Source organism: Leptospira fainei serovar Hurstbridge str. BUT 6 (assembly GCF_000306235.2).
Classification (GTDB): domain Bacteria; phylum Spirochaetota; class Leptospiria; order Leptospirales; family Leptospiraceae; genus Leptospira_B; species Leptospira_B fainei.
This window is the reverse complement of the sequence record NZ_AKWZ02000001.1, coordinates 93,923-117,693: the sequence shown is the minus strand read 5'-3', so window position 1 is coordinate 117,693 and position 23,771 is coordinate 93,923. Positions and strand designations below refer to the sequence as shown.

The window sequence follows — 23,771 nt, the reverse complement described above, 5'->3', positions numbered from 1 at the left end:
TTTGAACTATGGAGAGGGAGGACGGTGGGAAGACCTTCGTGGTCCAATGGAATAATACGGAAGGTGGAATTACCGAGGGCCCGTTAAATCTCCTTTGGTCTTTGATCGAAAGTTATAAGGTCGATATATTCGAAGTTTCCCTTTCGAGAATTACGGAAGACTTTCTCCGCTTCTTAAAAATTTCGGAAAATATCCACATAGACTTTGGCGCAGAATATGCGCTGATGGCTGCGAACTTAGTATATTTGAAATCGAAAGCTCTGTTACCCGATCCAGGCTTTGAAGAAGAAGATTATGATCCGCCTCTTCCACCGGAATTAGTCGAAAAACTCCTGGAACACAAGAAATTCCAACTTACGGCTCAGAAGCTATCTGAAGTCGATAAATCTCAATCGGGTGTTTTTGCCCGTGAAAGCAACCAAGTCATCGACGAGGAAGATTCTTGGTTGGATTTAAGCCTACTCGACCTTATCTCTGCTTTTAACGAGATACTGGAAAAACGGGAGGAAGAAGGGGAGATTCCCGCTTTACTTACCGCGCCCCACCGATATTCTGTCGAGGAAAAGATGGAGTCGATTTCCACGCTCCTCGTCGAAAGATCCGATATTTCCTTTGAGGAATTGTTTTCGTCGGTCAAACCCGAGAAAGCCGAAGTTGTCGCCGTCTTTTTGGCAATGCTAGAACTCTGCAAACAGAGAATCCTGGCAATTCGCCAGCATAAAACCTTCGGCGAAATCCGTATTTTCTTGGTGGGAGAACCGTGGAACGCGAAAAATCCGGCTTAAAGGGACTGATAGAAGCCCTCCTTTTCCTTTCCGGGGAACCGCTCAAGCTTGCCAGCATCGCCAAATCGGTCGAGTGCGAGAAGCACGAGGCCAGGGAAATTCTAGACGAACTAATTTTGGATTATCAGGAAAGGGACGGCGGATTTGTTCTTCGTGAAATTGCCGGTGCCTACCAATTCGCAACAAACGAGCGTTTTTCGGATATATTGGGGAAACTTTTTAAAGAAAAAAAAAGAGACCAATTATCCCGTTCTAGCTTGGATACGTTAGCCATCATTGCATACAAACAACCTATCACTTTGTCGGAAATAGACGATATCCGTGGAGTTTCTTCCCGAGCGATGGTTACTTCCTTGATCTCGAAAAAATTGGTCAAACCGGTCGGCAATAAGGAAGTACCCGGCCGCCCCGCACTTTACGGCACCACGAAAGAATTCCTACTGCATTTCGGCTTAAATAAACTTTCGGATCTACCGGCTCCCGTCGAAGTGAAAGAGCTAAAATTCGAAAATCTGGACGACTTAATCGAAAATGGCCAAGAATAACGACAAACTAAAGGAGTTCAGAGAAAAAATAGATTCTCTGGATAAAGAAATCGTCAAAGCCATCTTGGCCAGAGCGGAGATCGCGTCCGCAATCGGCGAGATCAAACGTGAAAACAGGGATCCGATTTATCGACCTGATAGAGAGAAGGACGTATATGAGAAAATTTTAAATCTCAACAACGGACCGCTCCCTGATAAAGTTTTGATCGCAATTTACCGTGAAATCATGTCCGGATCCTTTTCGGTGGAAAAGGGACTTTCCGTAGGATACTTGGGGCCGGAAGGATCGTTTTCTCATCAAGCCGTTCGAGCAAGATTCGGAGCTTCGGTGGAAGCCAGCGAGTTCCCTTCCATTCCGGAAGTATTTCGCGCGGTAGAGACGGATAAGGTGGATTATGGAGTCGTTCCGGTCGAAAATTCTTCCGAGGGATTGGTTAATTCGACCCTGGATCAGTTTTTAGTTTCGGATCTTAATATTTATTCTGAGATTTATCTTAAAATTACCCTGAATCTTCTGGGTTTCGAGCATGATCTCCATAAAATCGACACTCTTTACGGTATCAAGATCGCGAATTCGCAATGCAGAAATTGGATTGCTGCCAATCTTCCTCACGTACAAATCTCCGAGACCCCATCCACATCCAGAGCAGCTAGTATCGTTGCGGAAAAAAAAGAAGGATGCGCGGCCATCGCATCTTCGATCGCTGCAGAAATCTACGGGCTCGATGTGGTTCGGGAGTCGATAGAAGATATGTCAGGAAATTCCACCCGATTTCTGATTATCGGTAAAAACCAATGTCCTCCGACGGGGAATGATAAGACTTCGATCGTGCTTTCCGTTCCGGATAAACCCGGATCCTTATATTCGGTATTGAAACCTTTCTTCGATAAAGGAATAAATCTCTCTAAGGTGGAAACGAGGCCGACTAGACGAACCTCCTGGGAATATAACTTTTTCATCGATTTTCATGGGCACAGAAAAGATCCGATCATCGAGGAAGTTTTGAATTCACTTAAGGAAAATACAATATACTTGAGGGTGCTGGGTTCCTACCCGGTTTCTCCGCCGAATCCGTGAATTTTCCGTTTCGTAAAATTCTAATTTACGGTCTTGGATTGATGGGGGCTTCGCTTTCTCTTGCCTTAAAGAAGAAACGGAGCGGTGCGGAAGTTACCGGAATCGTATCTTCGGAAGAAAGTAAGAAGAAGGGAATTGCCCTAGGTTCAGCGGATCACCTACTAACGTCCGCCGAATTTCAAAATTCTCCGAACTGGAACTCATATGATTTGATCGTATTCGGTGTTCCCGTAGATACGACGGTCGAATTGATTCGGACTCTCCCCAAAAATTTTAGCGGATATATGACGGATATGGGGTCTACTAAGCGGGATATCATATCCGCAGTAGACACGGAGTTAACTGTAACTTCTAACAAAGAAGGAAAATTATACGTAGATGATACCCTGGCCGGGAGAGGTGAAGCATCTTTGCCTGGACATAGATATGTTTCCTCTCATCCGATGTGCGGATCGGAAGAATCCGGATTGGAATTTGCCAATGCGGATCTTTACGAAAACCGGCTCTGTATTCTGACTCGTCCGAAAGGAGCGCTTCCCGAAGCGTATTCAAAATTGGAATCTTTTTGGAAATTCTTAGGAATGGAAACGGTGGAGATCCCCGCACTCGAACACGATCGAATCCTATCCTACGTTTCCCACGCTCCTCATTTGATCTCTTCGATCATGACGAATTGGGTCTGGGAAAACGAATGCGTCCAAAAGTTTACCGAAGGCTCCCCTTTACCGTTAACCGGCGGAGGATTCAGGGATATGACGAGAATTGCGGGCTCGAATCCGAAAATGTGGGCCGCGATATTTTCTTCCAACCGAGACGAGATCTATCAATCCCTTCAAGAGTTTAGAAAACATTTGGATGGAATAATTTCCGATTTAAACCCGGAAAAGCCGCTCGACCCCGATCGCTGGAAGTCCTTCATGGAAAAATCCCGGATTAATCGTGATGGAATATTAAAACACAATAATGGTCCCAAGAAACGCTAAATCTTTCGGTCGGGAAGTAGAAGTTCCCGGCGATAAATCTCTCTCTCACCGCTCCGTGCTTTTCTCGGTCCTTTCCAGCGGAACGTCCAAAGTCACAGGATTCTTGGAAGCGGAAGATCCGCTTAATACGATGAAGGCTTTTGCTAAGGTCGGCCTTACCGTTGAAAAGAAATCTTCCGGAATCTATTTATTCACCAGTCCGGGGAAAGCCAATCTGCATTCGCCGAAAGCGGAATTGGATTTCGGAAATGCAGGAACAGGGATCCGTCTTTCGGCCGGGCTTCTTTGCGGGGTTCCAGGAATTCACGCGGTTCTCAACGGAGACGCTTCTTTGAGAAAGCGTCCGATGTCCAGAATCATTAAGCCTTTGGTCGCAATGGGCGCTTCGATCGAGGGAGAATCGGATCGGGCTCCATTGAGAATAATCGGTCGGAAGCTAGAATCGTTTTCGTATGTCAGTCCCATAGCCTCAGCTCAGGTTAAATCATGCTTGATGTTGGCTGCGATGGCTTCGGAAACTCAGTTGGAATACGAGGAAGAAATTTTATCGAGAGATCATACGGAGAATATGTTCCGATACTTGGGTAACTCGATCGAGTATTTTAGTCCGACTCATTTTAAGATTTCTCCGCCATATCAGTTTCAGCCTGGAGAATTTAAAGTTCCGGGAGATATTTCCTCTGCCGCTTTCTTTTTGGTGCTGGGAGTTCTCCTAAAGGAAGGATCCCTCGTCGTTCGAAATATAGGTCTAAATCCTTCGAGAGTAGGTATCTTGAAAGCCCTCCGCGCTATGGGCGCGAAGATAACGATTCATAATGAGCGGATAGAATGCGGAGAGCCTGTCGGTGATTTGGAAGCTATTTCGTCTAACTTACATTTTGCGGAGATTCCAGCAGAATGGATGCCATCCTTGATAGACGAGGTGCCGATTCTTACGATCGCGGGACTCTTCGCCAAGGGGGGGTTTAAAATTCGGCATGCCGAAGAATTGAGGGCCAAAGAATCCGATAGGATCAAGGCTATGGTGGATAATCTTCGTTCTCTCGGAGTCGAAGTTTGGGAATACGAAGACGGTTACGAATTTTCCGAATTAGGAATAGGTAAAATATCTTCCGAATCCGATGCCTGGCTCTCCGGAAAAGGTGGAAAAATACGGACGCAAATGGATCATCGAATTGCGATGAGCTTTTTGATCTTAAAAGCTCTCACCGGACTTCCTTTGGAGTTGGATGAAACTTCTTGGATCGAAACCTCGTTTCCCGGTTTCGAGGAAAAGCTTAGATCGGTACTAGTATGAATGAAAATGTTATCGCCTTGGACGGTCCGGCGGGTTCCGGCAAAAGTACGGTTGCTCGAGAACTTGCTAATAAGTTAGGATATAAATATTTGGATTCGGGTGCGTTCTATCGTGCCTTAACTCTTTATATTTTTGGAAAATACAAGAAAGCAGGATCGAAAGAAAGTTTTCAAGACTGGGTCGCAAAAGGAAATCCCGATGAATTATCCGACGGAGCAGTTGTGGAATGTGTCTTCTCTGAAGCAGGGGAAAATAAGATTTTTCTAAATGGCAAAGACGTTTCCTCGGAAATTCGAATTCCCGAAATTACAAAAGAAATAAAACACATCGCCAATAAAGAATCGTACCGCGAATTCGTAAATAAGCAGCTTCGCAATCTCGCCTTAATCCACAAATTAATTATGGATGGTAGAGACATAGGTACGGCCGTTTTTCCGGATGCTCGGTACAAATTCTTCTTAACCGCATCCTCTCGGGTTCGTGCCGAAAGAAGATATTATCAATTAAAAGAGCAAGGAATCGATTCGGATTTGGATGAAATCGAAAGAGAAATCATCGCTCGCGATAAATCGGATACGGATCGTGAAATCGCGCCTTTGAAACAGGCAAAAGACGCAATCCTCATTGACACAGATAGGTTGCCAAAAAATACTGTTATTGGTAAGATTCTTGAGTGCCTCGAACATGGCATTTTAGGCGATCCGCACTAATCCCAAATAAATAACCGAGTATTCCAGCCCCTATGAGTAGCCAACAAGACAAGTCCACTTTTGCAGAAGTTTTCAAACAGTGGGAAGAAAAGAAAAACGATGAAGCCGAAGTCCGCAAGGATCAGGTCGTAGACGGGAAGGTTGTCTCGGTAGATACCGATTTCGTCTACGTCGCCATCGAAGGGCTGAAACAAGAAGGGCGCATCGCTCGGGCTGAATTTGACGAAAAACCGGAATTAGGTAGCATCGTCACCGCATTGGTTAAGCGGAAAGAATCCACTGATTCCGGTTGTATTCTTTCTAAAAAAGAAGCCGACCAAAGAAAAGGTTGGGAAGTCGTTAAGGACGCATTTAAGAATAATTATCAAGTAACCGGCCGTCTCGTTAACGAGATTAAAGGCAAAGGTTATATCGTAAATGTCGAGGGTTCGGAGCTTTTCTTACCGGCTTCTCAACTTAGCTATAAATTTTCCGACGGAGAAAATTATAAAGGCGTAGAACTCGATTTTAAAATTATCGAAGTCAACGAACGCACTCGTTCCGGAGTCGTTTCCCGGAAAAAACTTTTGGACGAAGTCAATAACGAAAAATGGGATGCGCTCGTTCAAAAGATCAATGTCGGCGATAAAGTCAAAGCAGTGGTCTCGAAGATCGCAAGCTTCGGCGTATTCTGCGATTTGGAAGGAGTCGTCGGACTTCTCCGCCAGAAAGATATCTCTTACAAAAAATTCGCCCCATTTAAGCAATATTTCACGATCGGCCAAGAAATCGAACTCCAAGTTCTCGAAATGGACAAGGAGAACAACAAACTTGCCCTCGGACTAAAGCAACTGTACGAGGATCCTTGGGTTTGGGCGCAACGATCTTTGGAAAAAGAAATGGTCGTTCGCGGAACGGTCACTTCGCTTACCAATTTCGGAGCTTTCGTCGAATTGAAAGAAGGTTTGGAAGGTTTGATTCATACTTCCGAATTGACTTGGTCCAAAAAGCCCCCGCATCCGAAAGACCTTCTTAAAAAAGGTCAAGAAGTCGAAGCTCTAATTTTAGATATCGATTTCGAGAATAGAAGACTGTCTTTGGGATTGAAGCAACTGCAACCGAACCCATGGGATACGCTCGGTCCGGAAGTTCGCGTAGGAAATACGCTAACCGGTAAAATTACCGGGATCACTAAGTACGGAGCTTTCGTAGAAGTCGAAAACGGGATCGAAGGTTTGATTCATATTAGCGATATCACCTGGGACGAAAAACAAAAGAACCCGACCTCCTTGTTGAAAAAAGGAGAAGAGGTTAAATACGTAATCTTAGATATCAATTTCGATGCTCAGCGAATTTCCTGCGGACTCAAGCAGCTACAAGAGCATCCTTACGATTCTTTACGCAATAGATATCCGGTCGGATGTGTGGTTGAAGGAAAAATCAAAAGTATCGTCGACTTCGGAATGTTCGTGGAAATCGAACCCGGCTTTGAAGGCCTCGTTCATATTTCCGAAATTCCGGGCGGAAAAGATAGCAATCTTCAGGAAACCTATAAGCCTGGCGACATCGTTAAATGTGCGGTCGTTAAGATCGACTCTAAGAATAAGAAGATTTCTCTTTCTATTAAGGATTTTGATAAGGCGCTCGAACGCGAAGAGATGGCAAAATATCTCAAAACTTCGGATGCACCTTCTCGCGAAAGTCTCGGTAGCTTTATCAACTCCTCCTTGAAATAAGGGGAGATTTCGGAAGACTCCATGAAACGGTTCGAACCAAAGAACGTTAAATCATCCGTGCAGGTGAACGTTGATCCGTACGCGGACTTGAAAGGTGCGGAGAGAGCGTTTACCATTTTCTTTGCGAAAGTGGGTGAGTATCGAAAACAAGTTCTGATCGGTGTCGTCGTTTTGATCGTTACTACGATAGCGGTTGTCGGCTGGAACGAATATCGCGCCGACCAGTTCCGTAAGGGGACTTTGGCGGTCGAAGCTCTGGAAAAGAAATTTCTTCTGAATCCAACCATCGACCTTGCGGATAAGATCAAGCAGTACGAAGAAGTTGCCGCAACTTACCATTCTAAATCCTTAAACATTCGCCTTTCTAAAATTATAGGCGATTTATACGCGCGTAACGGAGAATTTTCGAAAGCTGCGACCAAATTGGAATGGGCCGGAAAGGAAATAGATGAACTTCCGGAGCTTAAGGCTTATTTTTTCTATATTGCAGGCAATTATCGCGAAAGTGGAAATCAATTTCCCGAAGCGGAAGCGGACTACGATACCGCAGTCTCGCTTCTAAACAATCGCAGGAACGTCGCGGGATTTTATTCCTGGAGTCTCTACCAATCCGCCCGCTTAAAAGCGAAGAACGGCAAAAAGACGGAGGCGAAAGAAAATCTTCGTAAGGTTTTGGAACAGGAAATTTCCTCTCCCTCCGACGAATATAAATCGGTTCGCGAACTCTCTACGTATCTTTTAGTAAAATTGAATCAAGGATCTTGATATGCTGACTCTGGCGCTTCCGAAAGGGCGACTCGCAGAGGAGAGCATCGAACTTATGATTTCAAAGGGGTGGCTTGAAGGCCGTCCCGATCCGGATTCCAAAGAACTCATTTACAAGGATTCAAAGGGGAAGGTGAGAATTCTTCTCGTCCGCTCCCAAGACGTCGCAACGTACGTGGAGCAAAACGCTGCGGATGCCGGTATTGTCGGTTGGGATGTTTTGAAAGAGGGTGGATACGACCTTCTTTTACCCCTGGATCTCGGTATCGGAAAGTGTAGATTATCCGTAGCCGCTCCGCAAGGCTGGAATCTCAGCTCGGGCGGACGCAAGGTTCGTGTAGCGACAAAGTACCCGAATATTGCCCGGGATTTTTTCCTTTCGAAAGGGATCAGTTGCGAAGTTATTAAACTGTATGGGAGTATCGAACTTGCTCCACTAGTAGGATTGTCGGATTGTATTGTCGATCTGGTATCTACCGGGAGTACATTACGTGCGAATAATTTGAAAGAAATCGAGACAATTCTAGAATCTACCGCAAGATTGGTATTTAACCGGTCCTCCCTGTATTCGAAGCGGCAGGAAGCCGGCGAATTTCTGGATTCCTTTGCATAGTTTGAAAAACAGTTGTATAAACGCCGTCAAAAAAAATCATAGTCGTAAAACGACCTTATCTAATAGAGAAGAACAATGGCAGTTCCTAAGAGACGAAAATCTAAATCCAAAGTAAGGATGAAACGGTCCCATCAGGCGATCGGTAAACCCAACCTGGTCCCCTGTCCGAACTGCAATTCTTTTCGCCCACCGCATAGAATTTGTCCAGTTTGCGGTTTCTACAAAGACCGCGTAGTTCTGGAGCCTAAAGTTAGGAAGTCTAACGAAGAGACTTAATTTTCCTATGGCGCCTTTTAATACCGGCGACCGGATAGGAGCCAATCTCCATATATTTTCTGTTCCCGCATCCCGTGGGAAGTTTTCCAACCGACCGTTCTCAAACCTTGAGAGCGGTCTGCCAACCGGCCTTTAAAGTTTCCTATGTGGGTCGCCGTCGATGCGATGAGCGGCGATTACGGTCCGGATCGGATCGTGGAAGGCGCTGTAGTAGCAGTTAACGAAGACAAGCGCAACGTAGTTCTCGTAGGCAAAGAAGAAGAGATCAGTGAAATTCTTCTGAAGTATGATTATGATACGGAGAAGATTCGTATCGTACATGCCGGCGAAATTATAGAGATGCAGGATTCTCCTTCGATCGCAGTCAGAGCGATGCAGGACTCTTCCGTCGTTCAAGCAGCGCAATTAGTCGCGGATAAAAGCTGTGTCGGTATGTTTTCTCCCGGAAATACGGGAGCGACGATGGCTTCCGCGCTTCTTTATTTGGGCCGAATTCCCGGAGTTCTTCGTCCGCCGATTGCTGCCCCGATTCCAAGAGAGAAAGGACCTCCTACATTACTCGTAGACGCGGGCGCAAACGTTGATTGCAAACCGGAATACTTGGCTCAGTTTGCAGTCATGGGAGAAATCTATTCTCGTCTAATCTTCGCCATTCGGAGACCGAAAGTAGGCCTGCTTTCCAACGGAGAAGAGGATAAGAAGGGGAATTCCGTCACGCAGAAGGCGTTTGAATTGTTAAGAAAACTTCCGATCGAATTTGTAGGTAATGTGGAAGGTCGGGATCTTTATGGTGGTGGTCGCGAAGTGGACGTAGTCGTTTGCGACGGCTTTGTAGGCAATATCGTCCTGAAGGCAACGGAAGGATTATCCAAATCGATCTTTAACGTCCTACGCGAAAGCATCGCGCAATCCAGTTTGGCTCAAACGGGAGCTCTTCTCTTAAAACCCACCTTTACTGCGATTAAGAAGCGTTTGGATTACGCCGAATACGGGGGAGCGTTATTATTGGGCGTCGATGGAACCTGCCTGATCGGACACGGCTCGTCCAATGCTCTCGCAGTAAGAAGCGCAATTCGAGTCGTAGTAGAGTGCGCCGAACGAGACGTAAATAATAGAATCACCGAAGACATTAAAAAATATAATATTTAATTCTCCTCCCGCGAAGAAGGAACTTTTTCCGTTTTGGGATCATTCTTTATGATATTTGAATGATGCTTCCGGGCAAAACCCCTTGACCCCTCGGAAGCCGAAAATACGCTAACCGCAGAATCTGGTGAGGAAAGAAACCAATGATTGATCTGAAAGGCAAAAATGCCATTATTACCGGGTCTGCCCGTGGAATTGGGAAAGCAACCGCTCTTAAACTGGCTCAAGCCGGTGCAAATGTTGTAATTGCAGATTTGAACGAAGAAGCGAGTAAGGCAACTGCTGCTGAAATCGCGAAAGCTACCGGCGTAAAAGCCATCGGAATTTCCGTCAACGTTGCAAATACTGAATCCGCGCACGCGGGTATCCAAGCGACGGTGGATGCGTTCGGTTCCGTCGATATCCTCGTAAATAACGCAGGAATTACCAAAGATACTTTGCTTCTTAGAATGAAGCAAGAGCAATGGGATGCGGTTATTGCCGTTAACCTTACTGGTACCTTCAATTGCACTCAAGCCGCCATTAAGTTCATGGCAAAGAATCCGAACGGGGGATCGATTATTAACTTATCCTCTATTGCCGGAGTGAACGGTAATATCGGCCAAACCAATTATTCTGCGTCCAAAGCCGGGGTAATCGGGTTTACGAAGGCAGTCGCATTGGAAATGGCTTCCCGTAAGATTCGTTGCAACGCGATCGCTCCGGGATTCATTCATACGGAAATGACCGATGCGATTCCGGAAAAGCTCCGTTTGGCGATGATTGCAGCCATTCCTTTGAAACGTGCCGGACAACCCGAAGATATCGCGAATACGATCGCTTTTCTTGCATCGGATATTTCTTCCTTTATCACTGGACAAGTGATCGAAGTAAACGGCGGAGGATTTCTACCGGGAGTTCAAGCGTAAGAAAAACGAAGCTTTTTCTACGAAGAAATCGCAACCAAAAGCCCGGTTTTTACCGGGCTTTTTCGTTTTTCTGCATTATGCACAGCGAACGCCGTTAGAATGTCTAGCTAAATGCGCAAGTTTCTCCTAGCGTTCGTTCGAAAGAAGAGTTTCATTGCGAATTTTGAATGAAATCAAGTTCGTATTTTCGATTTTAGTTTGGTTTTCCAAGTTAGAATTCCGGAATAAAATAAGTTCCTCATTTTATTGAAAGAAACTTTGATCAAATGTGACTTTTCACTTACGAAATTTTTTCCTCGGATTTTTCTTTTCTAACGGGTTTTTTTCGGAATCTAATCCGTTAACGCTTGCCAAAACTTTCCAGATAAAAATGTTTAAAAATCGGTGGATGAATTAATCCCCAGTTCTAAACCTAACTAAAACTTACATACCACTTCGGTGGTACGGAGGAAACAAATGGCAGATTTCGAAAAGATAAAGTCCATCATCGTTGAGCAACTCGGAGTCGACGAATCCGAAGTCACTCCCGAAGCGCACTTCATCGATGACCTTGGAGCAGACTCCCTTGATACCGTTGAGCTAGTAATGGCTCTTGAAGAGGAGTTCGGTGTTGAAATTTCCGACGAGGATGCAGAAAAGATCCAAACCGTCGGCGATGTTATCAAATTCATCGACGCTCTTAAGTCCTAATTTGACTAGATTTCCGGGTTCTTACGGGAACTCGGAATTCTCTTTTTTTCCCTCTTTTATCAAACTCCTTTGATAAAAAAAATTCCACCTTCTAAAACGAAACTTAACAAGCTCGAAAGGCTGAAAGGCCTGACAATATTGTGCGACTCGTTGGGGATCCGTTTCAAGAAAACGGAGCTACTCGAACTTGCATTCGTTCATAGTTCGTATCAAAATGAAAGTTCCGAATTCGAAGAAGATAATGAACGTTTGGAATTTCTGGGTGATTCCGTATTGGGATTGGTCGTCGCTCGTTTTTTGTATAGAAAGTATCCTCATGCAACGGAAGGGGAACTTTCCAGGCTCAAAGCCAAATTAGTTTCCACAGCGGTTTTAAATATCGTTAGCAATCATTTAAAGTTGTCAGACCATGTATTATTGGGCAAAGGCGAGGGCCAGGGCTCGAGCCAGAAAAAATTAAGCGCAAATCTTTTCGAATCCCTTATCGGCGCGATCTATTTGGATCAAGGACTCGAGATTGCGGAAAAAATAATTCTGAATCATTTAATAGCATTTGCGGAAAATCCTGAAAAGATGGAGTCTGTAAAGGATTTCAAAACTCTTCTCCAGGAAACATGCCAAAGGAAGTTTAAGCTGCTGCCTACCTATAGATTGATTCAGGAATCAGGACCGGACCACGCGAAGACGTTTCTTGTTAGCGTAAGAATTCGGGATAAATACGAGGCGGAAGGCACGGGGCGAAATAAGAAATTTGCGGAACAAGATGCCGCGCGCAAAATGCTTAAGATCCTCGGAATAAAAGACTGACTCACGAACTCGAATGGAATTCTTCTTCAAGAAAAAAGGCTTACGTGTCCGGGTCGCCGCGTTGATCCGGAATAGACAGGGAGAAATCCTGCTTTTACAGCAGAAGAAAAAGGATTCGTATTATTGGTTATTGCCGGGGGGTGGAATCGAATTCGGAGAGAGCGCGGAAGAAGCATTGCGGAGAGAACTGAAGGAAGAACTTTCACTCGACGTCACTTCGGCTTCTTTCCTATTTCTAAACGAATCCATAGACCCGAAAGGAAATCGTCATCTTATACAATTGGTTTTTTTAACAAAGGTGAAAAAATTGGATCCGGAAATGAATTTAAAGGAGAAAGCGATTACCGGATTCGGATATTTTCCGGTCGCAGCCATTAAGGAAATGGATATTCGACCCGACATCAAATCCTATCTTTCATCGGTGAAATTCAAGCCCGCACCGTATCTTAAAAGTCAATGGGTGTACGATAAATGAATCCGATTCAGGAAATTATAATTAAGACGTCCTCGAAAGAATATCCGATTATTTTGAATCGCGATTTCAAGGGTTTGGCGAGATCGATTTTAAATATTAACGGGATTTCTTCCGTCTTTATAATAACGGAACGAAAACTAGCCGGCCTCTTTTCCAAATTTTACAATCAAGAGTTGCAGACGATCGGTTTACCGGTCCAAGAGATCTACATTAGGGGCGGTGAGAAGAATAAGCATATCGGGCGTACTGCGGAAGTCTATAATCAATTAATTCGTTCCGGCGCGGATCGTAAAAGTTTGATACTCGCGATCGGCGGCGGAGTGGTCGGAGATTTTGCGGGATTTATCGCATCCACATTTTTACGAGGAGTGCGGTTTGCACAAATTCCTACAAGTCTATTGGCTTGCGTCGATTCTTCCGTCGGCGGAAAGGTCGCCGTCAACGCAGACCTTGGCAAGAATATGATCGGTTCATTTTACCAGCCCGAGTTTGTATTTGCTCCATTCTCAGCTTTATCCACTCTTCCGAGAAAGGAATGGCGATGCGGTATGGCGGAAATCGTAAAGCATTCCTTATTGGAGGGCGGTGAGTATTTGGAGAAGATTAAGAATCACGGGTCGGAAATATACGATCACGAGTCTTCGGTTCTTCACGACTTCATCGCCGAGTCCGTTCGGTTTAAGGCCAAAATAGTAGGACAAGACGAGCGGGAAACAGGACTGCGCAAAACTTTAAATTTAGGTCATACGACCGCTCATGCTATAGAGTCTCTTACGAAATATAGAAAATATTCTCATGGGGAAGCTGTTTCAATCGGTTTACTTACTGCTATGATTTTATCTTCCGAAAAGGAAGGTCTCGACACTTCTTTTATCGATCTCGTTAAGAGTATTTTGCAAAATTATGATTTGCCGTATCGGGATGATAGTAAATCCAAACAGGTCGCGCTTCATACGCTGCATGATAAAAAAAACGTAGGTAATTCGGTCCGGTTCGTTTTGTTAAAATCTCCGGGTGAAGCTGTTTGGGACATACCTGTCGCTCTCGGAGAAATTGCCGAAGCGTTTCGCAGGCAAAAGAAGTTATAAAAAAGGAATCCCATTCGAGCTAGAATAACCTTGATCGAAACGGGCTATTTCGGTTAAATTGTTCCTTCCCGGCTTATGGAAGAAATTTTAGAGTTAATCAATCCGTTCCATTTGTTGAAACTAAAGGACCGCTCTATTTCCCAAGAGTTCGTCTTAGTAGTTTATTTCATTTTTTCTCTAGTCGTAATATATAAGAGTTTCGTTCTACTATTCGATCGGATAAAGCCGCCGACGGACGCCTCTGCCCAATACAACCGCCGTAGAATGACTCGGATATCCTTTGTGGTCGTGGGTGCGATCTCTCTCCTCCCGATCATTTTTTCCGGACTGTCCTATCTTCCCACTGTGATGGGCCTTGCCGGAGCGGGTATCGTCATCTCTTTAAAAGATATCACTCTGAACTATGTGGGCTGGTTCTTAATTCACGGAAGTAACGGATTCGAAGTCGGGGATCGCATCGAATTGGACGGGATAAAGGGAGATGTGGTCAATATCGGCCTCAATCGGTTTACTTTAATGGAACTCAGTTCCGATCCGAAGTCGGAACAATCGACGAATCGTCTTGTCCATATTCCGAATCATTCGGTGATTTTGCATAAGGTCTATGTGGTAAAAGAAAAGATGGGGTTCGTTTGGGACGAGTTCAGGGTAAAAATTCCTCACGGTGCGAATTGGCAAAATGCGGAGACGATTTTAAACTCGATCATTAAAAACGAATCGATCATCGATCGACATCAAATCGATTATACCGCTCGCGAACTTTCCAAAAATTATCTGGTTCGTTTAGGGATCACGACGCCGATCGTTTATATTTGCGCCGAGGAAGGCGGAATCTTATTTTCACTCCGCTATTTGACGCATATTAAAGAGAAGCGAAATCAAAGGGCCAATATTTCCCGAGAGATACTCAAAGAGTTCGAAAACGCGCAGATCCCTTTAGCGTAAAAGAACCCTGCTTTAAAGTTTCGTTAAGAAATTCGCGGAGAAATCGGATTTAGTTTATCGTATTTTATAAATTTGTAAAAAATCAACCGACTTTGCCTGCCCGCCGGGGGCGCCCGAAAGAATCACTACGATATCTCCCGGGCCGAGCATTCCATCTTCGGCCAATTTCGTTTCCATGTGCCGAATCATATCCTGAAACGTGTCCATGAAGGGCATGACATAAGGCTGAACTCCACGATATAGTTTCATTTTTCTCGCCGTAGCAAGATAGGGAGTAAAAGAAAGAATAGGAACCTTGGGCCTCATCTCCGATGTGATGAGCGCCGAATAACCGCTCCTGGTAAAATTAACGATCGCTTTCGCATGAATGTCATGCGCGATTTCTCGAGCGGCGGAACCTAAGGCGGCTCTTTCGACTTCCAACTCGGATTTTTTTAGATTCCAATGGATCTCGTAAATTCGATCGATATTCTCGGCTTCCCTTAATATTTTCGCCATCATTTCGGCGGATTCGACCGGGTATTTTCCGCTCGCGGATTCACCGGATAGCATAACGGCATCCGTACCGTCCATGACCGCGTTCGCCACGTCGCTCGCTTCCGCTCTGGTCGGTCTTGGATTTTCCACCATCGATTCCAACATTTGAGTCGCAGTTATGACCGGTTTTCCCGCGCGATTGGCCTTAAAAATTAATTCTTTCTGTAGAACCGGAACTCTTTCCGTCTCCACTTCGACGCCGAGATCACCACGGGCGATCATGATTCCGTCGGCCGCGTCTATAATTTCGTCGATGTTTCGGATTGCCTCCGGTCTTTCTATCTTTGCGATGAGGCCGGTCAATGTCCCTCTCATCATTTCACGAGCCATCTCTAAGTCGCTCGCGCGACGAACGAAGCTCAATGCGACGTAATCTACTCCAAGACTAAGAGCGAACTTCAAATCGGAGAGATCCTTCTCGGAGAGCGCCGGAGCGGAGATAGGCGTTCCGGGTAAATTGATTCCTTTGTTGCTTTTTAAGACGCCTCCGATTAAAACCTTTAAAACGGCTTCCGAGTCGGTTTTCGAATCCACTTCCAAAACCAATTTACCGTCATCGACGAGAAGTTTGTCGCCGGCTCTTAGGTCTTCGATTAAAGTGGGAAAGGTTGTGCCGATAGCTTCCGCGTCTCCTAAGTAATCCGGATTTGCGAGTAAGCGAATTGTCTTACCTTTTTCCAATTCGACTTGAGGAACGCGAAGTTTTCCGGTTCGAATTTTGGGTCCTTGCAAATCCGCCATGATTCCGAGTGGAACGCCGGATTCGGATTCGCATTTTCGAAGTTTCTCGAAGATTTTTTTGTGATCTTCGTGTGTGCCGTGGGAAAAGTTCATTCTTGCGATGTCCATTCCCGCCCGCAATAGGGAAGTGATTATAGACTCTTCCGAGGAGGATGGACCGATGGTGCAGACGATTTTTGTTTTCTTTTCCGGGCTAAACATGAATAGGAACCTCCGAGATGTTGGACGTATATAAGACTGCGATTTCCTTCTTTACGGGGCGAAACGGAAGGGTAAGCTTGGGAAAAAAAAGGCACGCTCCTTTGCGACAAAAGTTAGAACGGATCGCTCTCATTTACCATCCGGAATATAATATGGACTTGGGCGCCCACGTATTCCCTGCTCGTAAGTACGGGATGATATACAACCTAGTCAAGGAAGATCCGAAACTTTCCGGTTTAGTCGCATTACAACCGGCCCCGGTGGGAGTTGAAGAACTCAGCTTGGTTCATACTCCGGAATTTCTTTCAGACTTTATGAATCTTCGTTATACGGATCGAACCATGTATTCGGAGCTGCCTTTGAACAAGGAAATTGTTCGCAGTTTTTGCTTAGGAGTGGGCGGAACGATTTTAGCGACGGAGACTACCGAGAATTACAAATATGTGTACCATATCGGCGGAGGATTTCATCATAGCATGCCCGATCGTGCCGAGGGATTTTGTTATTTAAACGACGCCGCAGTCGCGACAAAATTATATCTTCAAAAATATCCCGATAAGAAGGTATTGTATATCGATCTGGACTTGCATCAAGGAAACGGGAATGCGAAAGTTTTTAAAGACGATCGGTCGGTATGGACTTTTTCTATGCATCAGGAGCAGTTATATCCGAAGAAGGAGCATTCAAGTCTTGATATTCCTTTGGATAACGGCACGGACGATAAGACGTACTTAAAGGCGTTAGTGCAAGGATTAGATAAGACTCGGGCTAATTTTACTCCCGACTTGATTTATTATTTTGCAGGAGCCGACCCTTTCGAAGACGATTCGCTCGGCGATTTAAAATTAACTTTCGAAGGACTTAAGAAACGAGATAAGATCGTAAAGGAATTTGCGGATTCGTTGGATGTTCCGGTAGTGATTCTCCCGGCGGGAGGCTATGCTAGAAATTTTCATGATACGGTTAGAATTCATTTTAATACCATCCGGGTATTCGCCTCTCTGATTTAATAATGAGTATTTTTTCAAATTCTGATAAATCCGGCGCGGGTGAAAATTATATCGATCCAGATGCACTGGGTTTGATCGACATTAATCGGGAATTTAAAACGCATCTCGGAATAGAAGACACTCTCTTTAACCGTTTTTCGAAAGAGGAAGTCGCCGAACTTTTGACGGATAGCGGAATGTTCGAGATGCTTGCCTTCCGCGGATTCGATAAGACAAATCTTGAAATTCAGGGAATTTCGGAAGTAGACAATAGAATTTATATAAAAACACCGAACAACGCCGTTCTAGTGCATATGCGCCTGAAGTTTTCCGATTTTCTTTTTAAAAAAGTCGGCGAGGCGTTCCCGATGGTTTATATCGATTGGTTGTTGAGTCAAAATGTTCGTTTAGGAAAATTGAAGGAAAAGAAACGGTTATTTGAAGGCCAGGAATATCCCGGCCTGAATGTGATGAACGAGATCACTAGTTTTATTCGTCTGCTTGCCAGTAAAATAGGCGCGGCGGGCGCGTTCAATATTCCGGAATATTTTCACGATGCTGTTCTGTTCCATAAAAACTTTCGGTTCCTCAATCCGGAAAAAGAGGGAGAATTCAGAGCGTTACTTCGTTCGTTTCGGAAAGAAAATCTTCGTTCTCTTTCAGGCGCAATTCATTCGGGGGAAATAATGGACGATATCGCCTCCAACGTTTATAAATGGAGTTATGGCGAAATGGTATCCTGCATAAACACGTATTTAGAAAAATCCTTGTTTGACGAAGAATATGATTCTACCGTTGCCAAGATTTCCAAGTCCAAGGCATTTTCCAGGATCAAAAAATGACATCACTTTCCATAAAGCCTGAAATCTTAATCATCGACGACGATCGTGATGTAGGAGAAGCGCTAGAAGTTTTACTTCAGAAGTTAGGATACAACTCGACTTTTTTTGATTCGGTGGATCGAGGAAAAGAATATTTCGAGAAAGAAGCGAATCCGATCGTATTTCTCGATATTCATATGCCTCATACGAGCGGATTGGACGTCCTACCGTATTTCAAAAACCTGAATCCGGCAACGCAGGTGATCATGATGACCGGTGAGAGGGATATCAATAACGTAGTCACTTCTCTTACTCATAAAGCCTCCGATTTTCTTTTAAAACCGTTTTCCCTACAAACGGTTCGAATCGCCGTGCAAAGGGCTTTGGATTATTATACTTTAGTTAAGGAGAAGGAGGCGAGAGATGAGAATATTTTACGCGACCTTCGTCTTGCTTCCAAGATTCAGCGAAAAATTTTATCGATTCCGGATTTTTCGCCGTATAAGGTGCTGGTCGATAACACTCCGGCATCCTTTGTAAGCGGCGATTTTTATGTTCTTTCCAAATCGAATGGAACCGTTATGGCGTTGTTAGGCGACATAGAAGATCACGGGGTGACGTCCGGACTGATCGGACTTTTAATGACGAGCATCGCGAGAGAAGCTTACAAGGAAAAGGACGACCCTTCGCACGTACTGCGTAGAATGAACGAGGAGCTTTCAACCGAAATCGGAACTCATAGTTTGACTGCGGCGGTCATAGTGATAAAACCCGAAAAGAAGAGACTCATTTATGCAAGGGGGGGGCATCCTTTTCCGGTTTTATATAGGAAAGAAGGAATGCTTCTCTTAAAGGAAAAGTCCGGTCAGTTATTGGGAATCATGGATCAACTCGAATTTGAGGCGCACGAAGTTCCTTTTCAAAGCGGAGATATATTATTTTTGTATAGCGACGGATTGTTGAATAATCTTTCCAGTCCTCTTTTTACGGAACTAGAAGAATTACGCAAAAAAGATCGTCCGATCGAAGAGCTTCAGGAAGCCATTCGCGTCTATTCTAAAGCCACGTTACCGACTCGTGAATTTCGTGACGACTCGAGCTACATGTTGATTCAGTTATAGATTCGATTTCTTCGGAACCGTTATGGAAGGTCGCTCGTTTTATTAGAATCCGAATCTATGGAGCTGGATTTTGGAGTTTCTTTCGGGGAGACTTTCGGAAAAGACCCTTTTCGAATATTAAAGAAGGCCAATTCAGGAAGGGAGAAAAAAGCGGATTGAAATCCGCTTTTAATGCGCTTTCCTCCGTCGAAGGGAAGAGTAAAAACTCCGAAAATTCCGTTGCCTAACCCGTACCCGAGGTTTGCAATTCCGTAAATAGGTCGGACGAAGAATACGTCATCGGTGAAAAAAAGAAAACTAGAATCCTCGGGATTGGATTCGTAAATGGTGGAACTTATGGTGTTCGATTCGCGAAGAGATACAATCAGAGAGGACTCGCTTCGGCTCATTAATTCCAGCTTACGCTTTCTGTAAGAAGGAATCGATTCCTCGGATCGAAAATTCCAATCGTTCTTTACGCGATTGTACGCGACGAACGGTATAAAGGAGAAAGATCGTCTTGGGTTCACTTTTTCTCCCAACCATTTTGCATACTCGGTTCCTGATAGAATGTCCTCTAGGGAGTCGAAAATTTGCGTGGTACAATTTTTGCCGAGAATATGGAATCTATATAAATATTTTAAGTTATTATAATATTTCTTCTCCCTATCTTCGCTATTTAGTAGGGATTTTCGCAGTTCCGATTCGGTTGGAAGGGGAAAAGAGTAGGCGATTTTGGCTGGTAGAGTAGGCGATAGTTTTTCGAACGTATTCCGAACGGAAATTTTTCTAGTTAGGCCTGTCCGTAGTTCGAAGGCCCGATTTTCCAAATCTTCCCACTTTCGATAATCTTCTTCGCTTAAGTCATGTAAGGAATTTATCGTCTCTCTGAAATGGGTCGAGGCGGCGTATAATTCTTCGGAAGCCTTTTCAGCCAACACGATATGTTCCCTTATACTTTCCTGTGAAATTGCATCCGTTAGAGGAGGAAAGGTAATCAAAAAATGCAGTTTGCCCGAACCTAGACTCTCTTCGATAGCGAGTATTCTCGCAAGAGACACCAGAGAGGGGTAGCCCCAGTCGGGACTATCTTCGCGAAGGGACGCAATTAAAGACAATATTAATGTTTCTTTGAGATCGTTCAATCGGTTTCTTTCTCGATCGCTAATCGAATCCGAAATCGGAGAAAAGGTAGTCTCTAAGTTCAGGCCTGATCCGGTTGTTAATATATTCAAGAAAGATAATTTTTCTAATCGTAATATAATCCAATTGGACGGTCCTCCGGTGTAAAAGGGGTAGGATTTCGGATCGGTTGAAGGGTATCGCGGGAAAGAGGAAAATTTCCCCTCTTGGGAAGCTTGGAACATTTCCGATTTTATCTTTGAGCGAATATTTCCCAGCCAAGAGCTTCCTAATTCCGATCTAAGGCGCTCTGATAATTTGTTCGTTAATTCCGAGTTCGGAGTCTCATGAAAGTAACCCAGAGCTGAAATGGATACTTTGTGATCTGAGGAAAGAATTTCCTTAAAGAATAATACATCGGATCGCATAGAATCCAAATTACTCAAATGCTTGAACTGTTGGAGGCTTAATCTGTCGAGTCCGATTCTAATTTTCTCCCAGCCTTCGTTTGGCAGGGAAAATCGGACGATTTTACTACTTCGATTGGAATATACATTATAGGAATGGGAAAAACGTTCGTAAGGTTCCCGGATCAGTCGAAAAATTTCGTCAGGATAATACTGAAAATGATAGATGGTATCGTCCATTCTCAGCGCGGAATGGCCGCCGCTAGATTGTCCCGTATTCGCATCTACATAAACGAAATCTAATAAATGCTCGGCTTGAATCGAAGGCGCGAAAGGTAAATAAGTTAAAAAAAGAATGAATAGGCGGTCTATAAGGATCGACCGCCTTTTGAGAACGGGAGGTATCACCTTTTAAATGGAGGTATATCCTTTGCGCAAAGCTTTGGCAACTTCCGGGCGAGAAACCGCGAATTCCTGTGCAAAACTATTGAATCGATCCGTTTCTACTCCTGCTTTTCTCATTCCGCGACCGATTGCTAGATAGGTTACCTCGGAAGATCTCCAGTTGTTGATTCCGTTTTTGCGAGCCAAAGAGGCTAAGTCCGCCTCAAACTCATCCGAGACCAATCCGTTATTCAGATGAATTGCGGTTAAGGTTTCCACATCTCTCCGAAAAGCTTTCTTTTCGTTCTTATCGTCCGAGGAAGATGAAGAGAATATGGAAGCCGAGATAGATGATACGGACTTGGAAAGACTTTGAACGGAATCGGACGATTTTGAAACGGACTGCGATACGGACGCAAAAAAGTCCAGGATAAAGCAGTTTTGTAGTGTAAGCAGGGCAAACGCGATTGCGGCGATTCCTACGCTCTTTCTTAATAATTTCATTCGTAATACCTCGTCTTTTCCTCGAGTTATTTTACGAGGAAGAAAGTTTGTGACACGCAGGGCCAATCCTGAGCTTTTTTTATCCGATCGTCAACCGAGTTTTCCCGACGAAAGTACCACGGATTCCCAAGCTCCTAGACGAATCTTAAGAATCTTTTTTCGAGGTTCGATTTCCAGCGAATCCACGATTTGCCCTGTCCAATAGTCGATCGTGTTTTTCTTCTCCCAAGGAAATGTAAGATTTAATTCTATTTCGCGACTTGTGTCGCTCGGATTCCAGATGCCGAGAAAACCCGCAGGGTTATAGAGAGCGCTCGGAAAAAATTCGGAACCGATTCCGATCGGGAGTGGGGTTTTATTTCTGCACTTACCTTGCAGGTAGAGGGTCTTTTTCAGAAGGTCTTCCCTTTCTTGAGTTAATAAAGCGATCTCGTCCGATACGAAGAGCATGCCGCCGGAAACACCCATTACGCTTGCCATAATTTTAGTCTGAGCAGGGGTCATTTTATTTTTTTTGTCCCTAACCAGTAGACAATCCGGGTCATTGAACCAAAGAGTTCTATGCATAGACGCCCGAGTGATGTCGTTAATCAGCGCCCGCTCCGTGCACAGGGCATTTCTGTCATTGGCAAAAATTCGTTTCTTTTCCCTGCCCCAAAACGGAGCCACATCACAAGAGATTCTCATGGCATCGAAGAGTCCGATCGATGGAACGATCGGCGCTCCGCATCCGAGTAAAAACACGTCTTTTCCGGCGGCCTTTCGGATAAGTTTAATCGCTTCGATATAACGTGTGTGAGGCGATTCGCTGCGATCGTACGTCCAACCGGGCAGAAGCGCGGAGTATAGGAAATCCAATTTTAAATATTCGTATCCGTAATCCTTTACGATAGTTCGGATCACTTGGGTTAAGAATTCTTTAGAAGCAGGATGCGAGACGTCTAATGTATAAGTATAATCGAATCCCCAAAGAGGATTCCAGAGCGCCGGAACCGGGCTCCCGTCTCGATCTTTAAGAACCGCTTCCGGATATTTTTGGAAGAATTTGGATTTCTTTCTAACGAGAAATGGCGCCAGCCAAATTCCTGGAATAAATTTTTCGGATTTGATCGCGTCTGCAAGAAGTTTCATTCCTCCGGGGAACCGATCGTTGGTGTCCAACCAGTCGCCGATTTCAGTCTGGTAGCCGTCGTCGATCTGAAATACTTTCACTCCGAAATTCTTGGTTCTAAGCGCTTTCAGGTTTTTTAATATAATCTTTTCCGAAATTTTTGTGTAATAATGATACCATGAGCACCAACCGGTCGGAACGGGAATTTGAGGAAGCTTTACTTTGAAATTTCTTCCTAATTCGGTGAAATAGTTTTTAAGAAATAGCGATTCATCTCCCTTGAATTTTACCACTCGTATCGGCGTCAACGGGAGCTTATTCCCTTTAAAATCCTCGTATCTGAAAATATCGTAAATTGCGATCGCTTCGGATTTTAGGTTTTTTTTATCCGAATTTTCCAGCAGGCGTTCCTTTGAGCGGATTCTAAATTTTACGCCTTCCTGACCTTTTCCTATGACCCCTGCAAAATAGTTTTGCTCCGCTCCTTTTGAAAGCGCTAAGACAAATCCTTCCGAAATCCAATCCTCCGAGGCTCCGGAATGGGACGAATAGATGTTTTCTTGAGAATATTGTAAGAACGCCAGCTTCGGAGATTCGTCCGACTCTTTCCAATCGTGACTTGCGGAAAGGCTCCAGGATTGGTATCCGTGAAAGAAAATCCTTCCTTCATTTAATCCATGTTCGGGCAGTTCGATTTCGAGAGTTAATAATTCAAGGCCGGCTTGTGGACGGCGATCTGCGATCCAGTCTAGCTGAGGAAAATACGTATATTTTCCCGCCGTTTTTTGCAACTTAAGCGATAGACGATAAGTTCCACAATCACTGACAGCCTCTTTCGATCCTGCGGAAAATTCGAATCTCGAAATCGATTGATTCTCATAAATTCTCGTACGTAAAATGGCGTTCATTTCTGATCCCGGTATCTTATTTTTTTATCCAAACACACAGTCGATCTGTTCCGGCTTTCGGCACTATGGGCTCGAAAATTTGGCAAAAGGCGGCTGATGGACGAAAACATGGACGATAGT

24 protein-coding genes are annotated in these 23,771 nt (G+C 44.5%); 20 read left to right on the top strand and 4 right to left on the bottom strand.

Annotation, left to right across the window (positions count from 1 at the left end; all coding sequences use genetic code 11):
• Positions 1-8 precede the first annotated feature (8 nt).
• The 17 genes from LEP1GSC058_RS00505 to LEP1GSC058_RS00430 all read left to right on the top strand — a co-directional run bounded on the left by LEP1GSC058_RS00505 (position 9) and on the right by LEP1GSC058_RS00430 (position 14,826).
• On the top strand, positions 9-785 hold the full coding sequence (locus LEP1GSC058_RS00505) for a segregation and condensation protein A (RefSeq protein WP_016547672.1): 777 nt from the start codon (positions 9-11) through the stop codon (positions 783-785).
• The gene (scpB, locus tag LEP1GSC058_RS00500; protein WP_016547763.1) at positions 761-1,330 is read left to right on the top strand and encodes an SMC-Scp complex subunit ScpB; all 570 of its coding nucleotides are present in this window, start codon (positions 761-763) and stop codon (positions 1,328-1,330) included. Before LEP1GSC058_RS00505 ends, scpB begins: the two co-directional genes overlap by 25 nt.
• Positions 1,317-2,408, top strand: coding sequence for a prephenate dehydratase (gene pheA, locus LEP1GSC058_RS00495; protein ID WP_016547549.1), 1,092 nt, complete (start codon positions 1,317-1,319; stop codon positions 2,406-2,408). Before scpB ends, pheA begins: the two co-directional genes overlap by 14 nt.
• A complete protein-coding gene (locus LEP1GSC058_RS00490) occupies positions 2,405-3,391 on the top strand; it encodes a prephenate dehydrogenase (RefSeq protein ID WP_016547773.1) in 987 nt (328 codons plus the stop codon). Before pheA ends, LEP1GSC058_RS00490 begins: the two co-directional genes overlap by 4 nt.
• Positions 3,372-4,688, top strand: coding sequence for a 3-phosphoshikimate 1-carboxyvinyltransferase (aroA, locus tag LEP1GSC058_RS00485; protein WP_016547634.1), 1,317 nt, complete (start codon positions 3,372-3,374; stop codon positions 4,686-4,688). The genes LEP1GSC058_RS00490 and aroA overlap by 20 nt, the downstream gene beginning before the upstream one ends.
• Positions 4,685-5,398, top strand: a complete 714-nt coding sequence (gene cmk, locus LEP1GSC058_RS00480) for a (d)CMP kinase (RefSeq protein WP_016547612.1) — start codon at positions 4,685-4,687, stop codon at positions 5,396-5,398. The genes aroA and cmk overlap by 4 nt, the downstream gene beginning before the upstream one ends.
• A gap of 32 nt (positions 5,399-5,430) precedes the next feature.
• Positions 5,431-7,113, top strand: coding sequence for a 30S ribosomal protein S1 (locus tag LEP1GSC058_RS00475; protein WP_016547578.1), 1,683 nt, complete (start codon positions 5,431-5,433; stop codon positions 7,111-7,113).
• A gap of 21 nt (positions 7,114-7,134) precedes the next feature.
• On the top strand, positions 7,135-7,878 hold the full coding sequence (locus tag LEP1GSC058_RS00470) for a tetratricopeptide repeat protein (protein ID WP_016547510.1): 744 nt from the start codon (positions 7,135-7,137) through the stop codon (positions 7,876-7,878).
• Position 7,879: 1 nt separating this feature from the next.
• Positions 7,880-8,491 (top strand): ATP phosphoribosyltransferase, encoded by a 612-nt coding sequence (gene hisG, locus LEP1GSC058_RS00465; protein ID WP_010570514.1) that lies wholly within the window; start codon positions 7,880-7,882, stop codon positions 8,489-8,491.
• A gap of 75 nt (positions 8,492-8,566) precedes the next feature.
• Positions 8,567-8,767: a 50S ribosomal protein L32 gene (gene rpmF / locus LEP1GSC058_RS19835; protein ID WP_084680309.1), complete on the top strand. Its 201-nt coding sequence runs from the start codon at positions 8,567-8,569 to the stop codon at positions 8,765-8,767.
• Positions 8,768-8,911: 144 nt separating this feature from the next.
• Positions 8,912-9,916 carry a phosphate acyltransferase PlsX gene (plsX, locus tag LEP1GSC058_RS00460; RefSeq protein ID WP_016547593.1) on the top strand — a complete coding sequence of 335 codons (1,005 nt, stop codon included), beginning with the start codon at positions 8,912-8,914 and terminating at the stop codon, positions 9,914-9,916.
• Between the two features lie 140 nt (positions 9,917-10,056).
• Positions 10,057-10,821 carry a 3-oxoacyl-[acyl-carrier-protein] reductase gene (fabG, locus tag LEP1GSC058_RS00455; RefSeq protein WP_016547534.1) on the top strand — a complete coding sequence of 255 codons (765 nt, stop codon included), beginning with the start codon at positions 10,057-10,059 and terminating at the stop codon, positions 10,819-10,821.
• A 456-nt stretch (positions 10,822-11,277) separates the two neighbouring features.
• A complete protein-coding gene (gene acpP, locus LEP1GSC058_RS00450) occupies positions 11,278-11,511 on the top strand; it encodes an acyl carrier protein (RefSeq protein ID WP_010412054.1) in 234 nt (77 codons plus the stop codon).
• A gap of 69 nt (positions 11,512-11,580) precedes the next feature.
• Complete coding sequence (gene rnc, locus LEP1GSC058_RS00445; RefSeq protein ID WP_232224579.1) at positions 11,581-12,318, top strand: ribonuclease III; 738 nt, start codon at positions 11,581-11,583, stop codon at positions 12,316-12,318.
• Between the two features lie 13 nt (positions 12,319-12,331).
• On the top strand, positions 12,332-12,793 hold the full coding sequence (locus LEP1GSC058_RS00440) for an NUDIX domain-containing protein (protein WP_010570509.1): 462 nt from the start codon (positions 12,332-12,334) through the stop codon (positions 12,791-12,793).
• On the top strand, positions 12,790-13,881 hold the full coding sequence (aroB, locus tag LEP1GSC058_RS00435) for a 3-dehydroquinate synthase (protein ID WP_016547660.1): 1,092 nt from the start codon (positions 12,790-12,792) through the stop codon (positions 13,879-13,881). Before LEP1GSC058_RS00440 ends, aroB begins: the two co-directional genes overlap by 4 nt.
• A gap of 75 nt (positions 13,882-13,956) precedes the next feature.
• Positions 13,957-14,826, top strand: coding sequence for a mechanosensitive ion channel family protein (locus tag LEP1GSC058_RS00430; protein ID WP_016547745.1), 870 nt, complete (start codon positions 13,957-13,959; stop codon positions 14,824-14,826).
• Between the two features lie 54 nt (positions 14,827-14,880).
• Here LEP1GSC058_RS00430 and pyk read toward each other — a convergent pair whose 3' ends face one another.
• Positions 14,881-16,305, bottom strand: a complete 1,425-nt coding sequence (pyk, locus tag LEP1GSC058_RS00425; RefSeq protein ID WP_016547684.1) for a pyruvate kinase — start codon at positions 16,303-16,305, stop codon at positions 14,881-14,883.
• Between the two features lie 101 nt (positions 16,306-16,406).
• Here pyk and LEP1GSC058_RS00420 point away from each other — a divergent pair, with 101 nt between their 5' ends.
• Genes LEP1GSC058_RS00420 through LEP1GSC058_RS00410 form a run of 3 tightly spaced genes read left to right on the top strand, consistent with a single transcriptional unit; the run spans position 16,407 to position 19,236 of the window.
• Positions 16,407-17,315 (top strand): histone deacetylase family protein, encoded by a 909-nt coding sequence (locus LEP1GSC058_RS00420; RefSeq protein WP_198014368.1) that lies wholly within the window; start codon positions 16,407-16,409, stop codon positions 17,313-17,315.
• Between the two features lie 2 nt (positions 17,316-17,317).
• Positions 17,318-18,136, top strand: a complete 819-nt coding sequence (locus LEP1GSC058_RS00415) for a hypothetical protein (RefSeq protein WP_016547531.1) — start codon at positions 17,318-17,320, stop codon at positions 18,134-18,136.
• On the top strand, positions 18,133-19,236 hold the full coding sequence (locus LEP1GSC058_RS00410) for a SpoIIE family protein phosphatase (RefSeq protein ID WP_016547562.1): 1,104 nt from the start codon (positions 18,133-18,135) through the stop codon (positions 19,234-19,236). Before LEP1GSC058_RS00415 ends, LEP1GSC058_RS00410 begins: the two co-directional genes overlap by 4 nt.
• A 20-nt stretch (positions 19,237-19,256) precedes the next feature.
• Here the strand turns inward: LEP1GSC058_RS00410 and LEP1GSC058_RS00405 are convergent, their stop codons facing one another.
• The 3 genes from LEP1GSC058_RS00405 to LEP1GSC058_RS00395 all read right to left on the bottom strand — a co-directional run bounded on the left by LEP1GSC058_RS00405 (position 19,257) and on the right by LEP1GSC058_RS00395 (position 23,651).
• Complete coding sequence (locus LEP1GSC058_RS00405; protein WP_016547686.1) at positions 19,257-21,152, bottom strand: hypothetical protein; 1,896 nt, start codon at positions 21,150-21,152, stop codon at positions 19,257-19,259.
• A gap of 3 nt (positions 21,153-21,155) precedes the next feature.
• Entirely contained in the window at positions 21,156-21,632 is a 477-nt protein-coding gene (locus LEP1GSC058_RS00400) for a putative lipoprotein (RefSeq protein ID WP_016547546.1), read from the bottom strand.
• A gap of 90 nt (positions 21,633-21,722) precedes the next feature.
• Positions 21,723-23,651 carry a glycoside hydrolase family 36 protein gene (locus LEP1GSC058_RS00395; protein ID WP_016547611.1) on the bottom strand — a complete coding sequence of 643 codons (1,929 nt, stop codon included), beginning with the start codon at positions 23,649-23,651 and terminating at the stop codon, positions 21,723-21,725.
• Between the last annotated feature and the right edge of the window lie 120 nt (positions 23,652-23,771).

Excerpts from the sequence above, each read along its gene's own strand:
- LEP1GSC058_RS00505 (WP_016547672.1), top strand. The coding sequence starts at position 9 with ATGGAGAGGGAGGACGGTGGGAAGACCTTCGTGGTCCAATGGAATAAT.
- pheA (WP_016547549.1), top strand. The coding sequence starts at position 1,317 with ATGGCCAAGAATAACGACAAACTAAAGGAGTTCAGAGAAAAAATAGAT.
- aroA (WP_016547634.1), top strand. The coding sequence starts at position 3,372 with ATGGTCCCAAGAAACGCTAAATCTTTCGGTCGGGAAGTAGAAGTTCCC.
- cmk (WP_016547612.1), top strand. The coding sequence starts at position 4,685 with ATGAATGAAAATGTTATCGCCTTGGACGGTCCGGCGGGTTCCGGCAAA.
- LEP1GSC058_RS00475 (WP_016547578.1), top strand. The coding sequence starts at position 5,431 with ATGAGTAGCCAACAAGACAAGTCCACTTTTGCAGAAGTTTTCAAACAG.
- LEP1GSC058_RS00470 (WP_016547510.1), top strand. The coding sequence starts at position 7,135 with ATGAAACGGTTCGAACCAAAGAACGTTAAATCATCCGTGCAGGTGAAC.
- hisG (WP_010570514.1), top strand. The coding sequence starts at position 7,880 with ATGCTGACTCTGGCGCTTCCGAAAGGGCGACTCGCAGAGGAGAGCATC.
- rpmF (WP_084680309.1), top strand. The coding sequence starts at position 8,567 with ATGGCAGTTCCTAAGAGACGAAAATCTAAATCCAAAGTAAGGATGAAA.
- plsX (WP_016547593.1), top strand. The coding sequence starts at position 8,912 with ATGTGGGTCGCCGTCGATGCGATGAGCGGCGATTACGGTCCGGATCGG.
- fabG (WP_016547534.1), top strand. The coding sequence starts at position 10,057 with ATGATTGATCTGAAAGGCAAAAATGCCATTATTACCGGGTCTGCCCGT.
- acpP (WP_010412054.1), top strand. The coding sequence starts at position 11,278 with ATGGCAGATTTCGAAAAGATAAAGTCCATCATCGTTGAGCAACTCGGA.
- LEP1GSC058_RS00440 (WP_010570509.1), top strand. The coding sequence starts at position 12,332 with ATGGAATTCTTCTTCAAGAAAAAAGGCTTACGTGTCCGGGTCGCCGCG.
- aroB (WP_016547660.1), top strand. The coding sequence starts at position 12,790 with ATGAATCCGATTCAGGAAATTATAATTAAGACGTCCTCGAAAGAATAT.
- LEP1GSC058_RS00430 (WP_016547745.1), top strand. The coding sequence starts at position 13,957 with ATGGAAGAAATTTTAGAGTTAATCAATCCGTTCCATTTGTTGAAACTA.
- pyk (WP_016547684.1), bottom strand. The coding sequence starts at position 16,305 with ATGTTTAGCCCGGAAAAGAAAACAAAAATCGTCTGCACCATCGGTCCA.
- LEP1GSC058_RS00415 (WP_016547531.1), top strand. The coding sequence starts at position 17,318 with ATGAGTATTTTTTCAAATTCTGATAAATCCGGCGCGGGTGAAAATTAT.
- LEP1GSC058_RS00410 (WP_016547562.1), top strand. The coding sequence starts at position 18,133 with ATGACATCACTTTCCATAAAGCCTGAAATCTTAATCATCGACGACGAT.
- LEP1GSC058_RS00400 (WP_016547546.1), bottom strand. The coding sequence starts at position 21,632 with ATGAAATTATTAAGAAAGAGCGTAGGAATCGCCGCAATCGCGTTTGCC.
- LEP1GSC058_RS00395 (WP_016547611.1), bottom strand. The coding sequence starts at position 23,651 with ATGAACGCCATTTTACGTACGAGAATTTATGAGAATCAATCGATTTCG.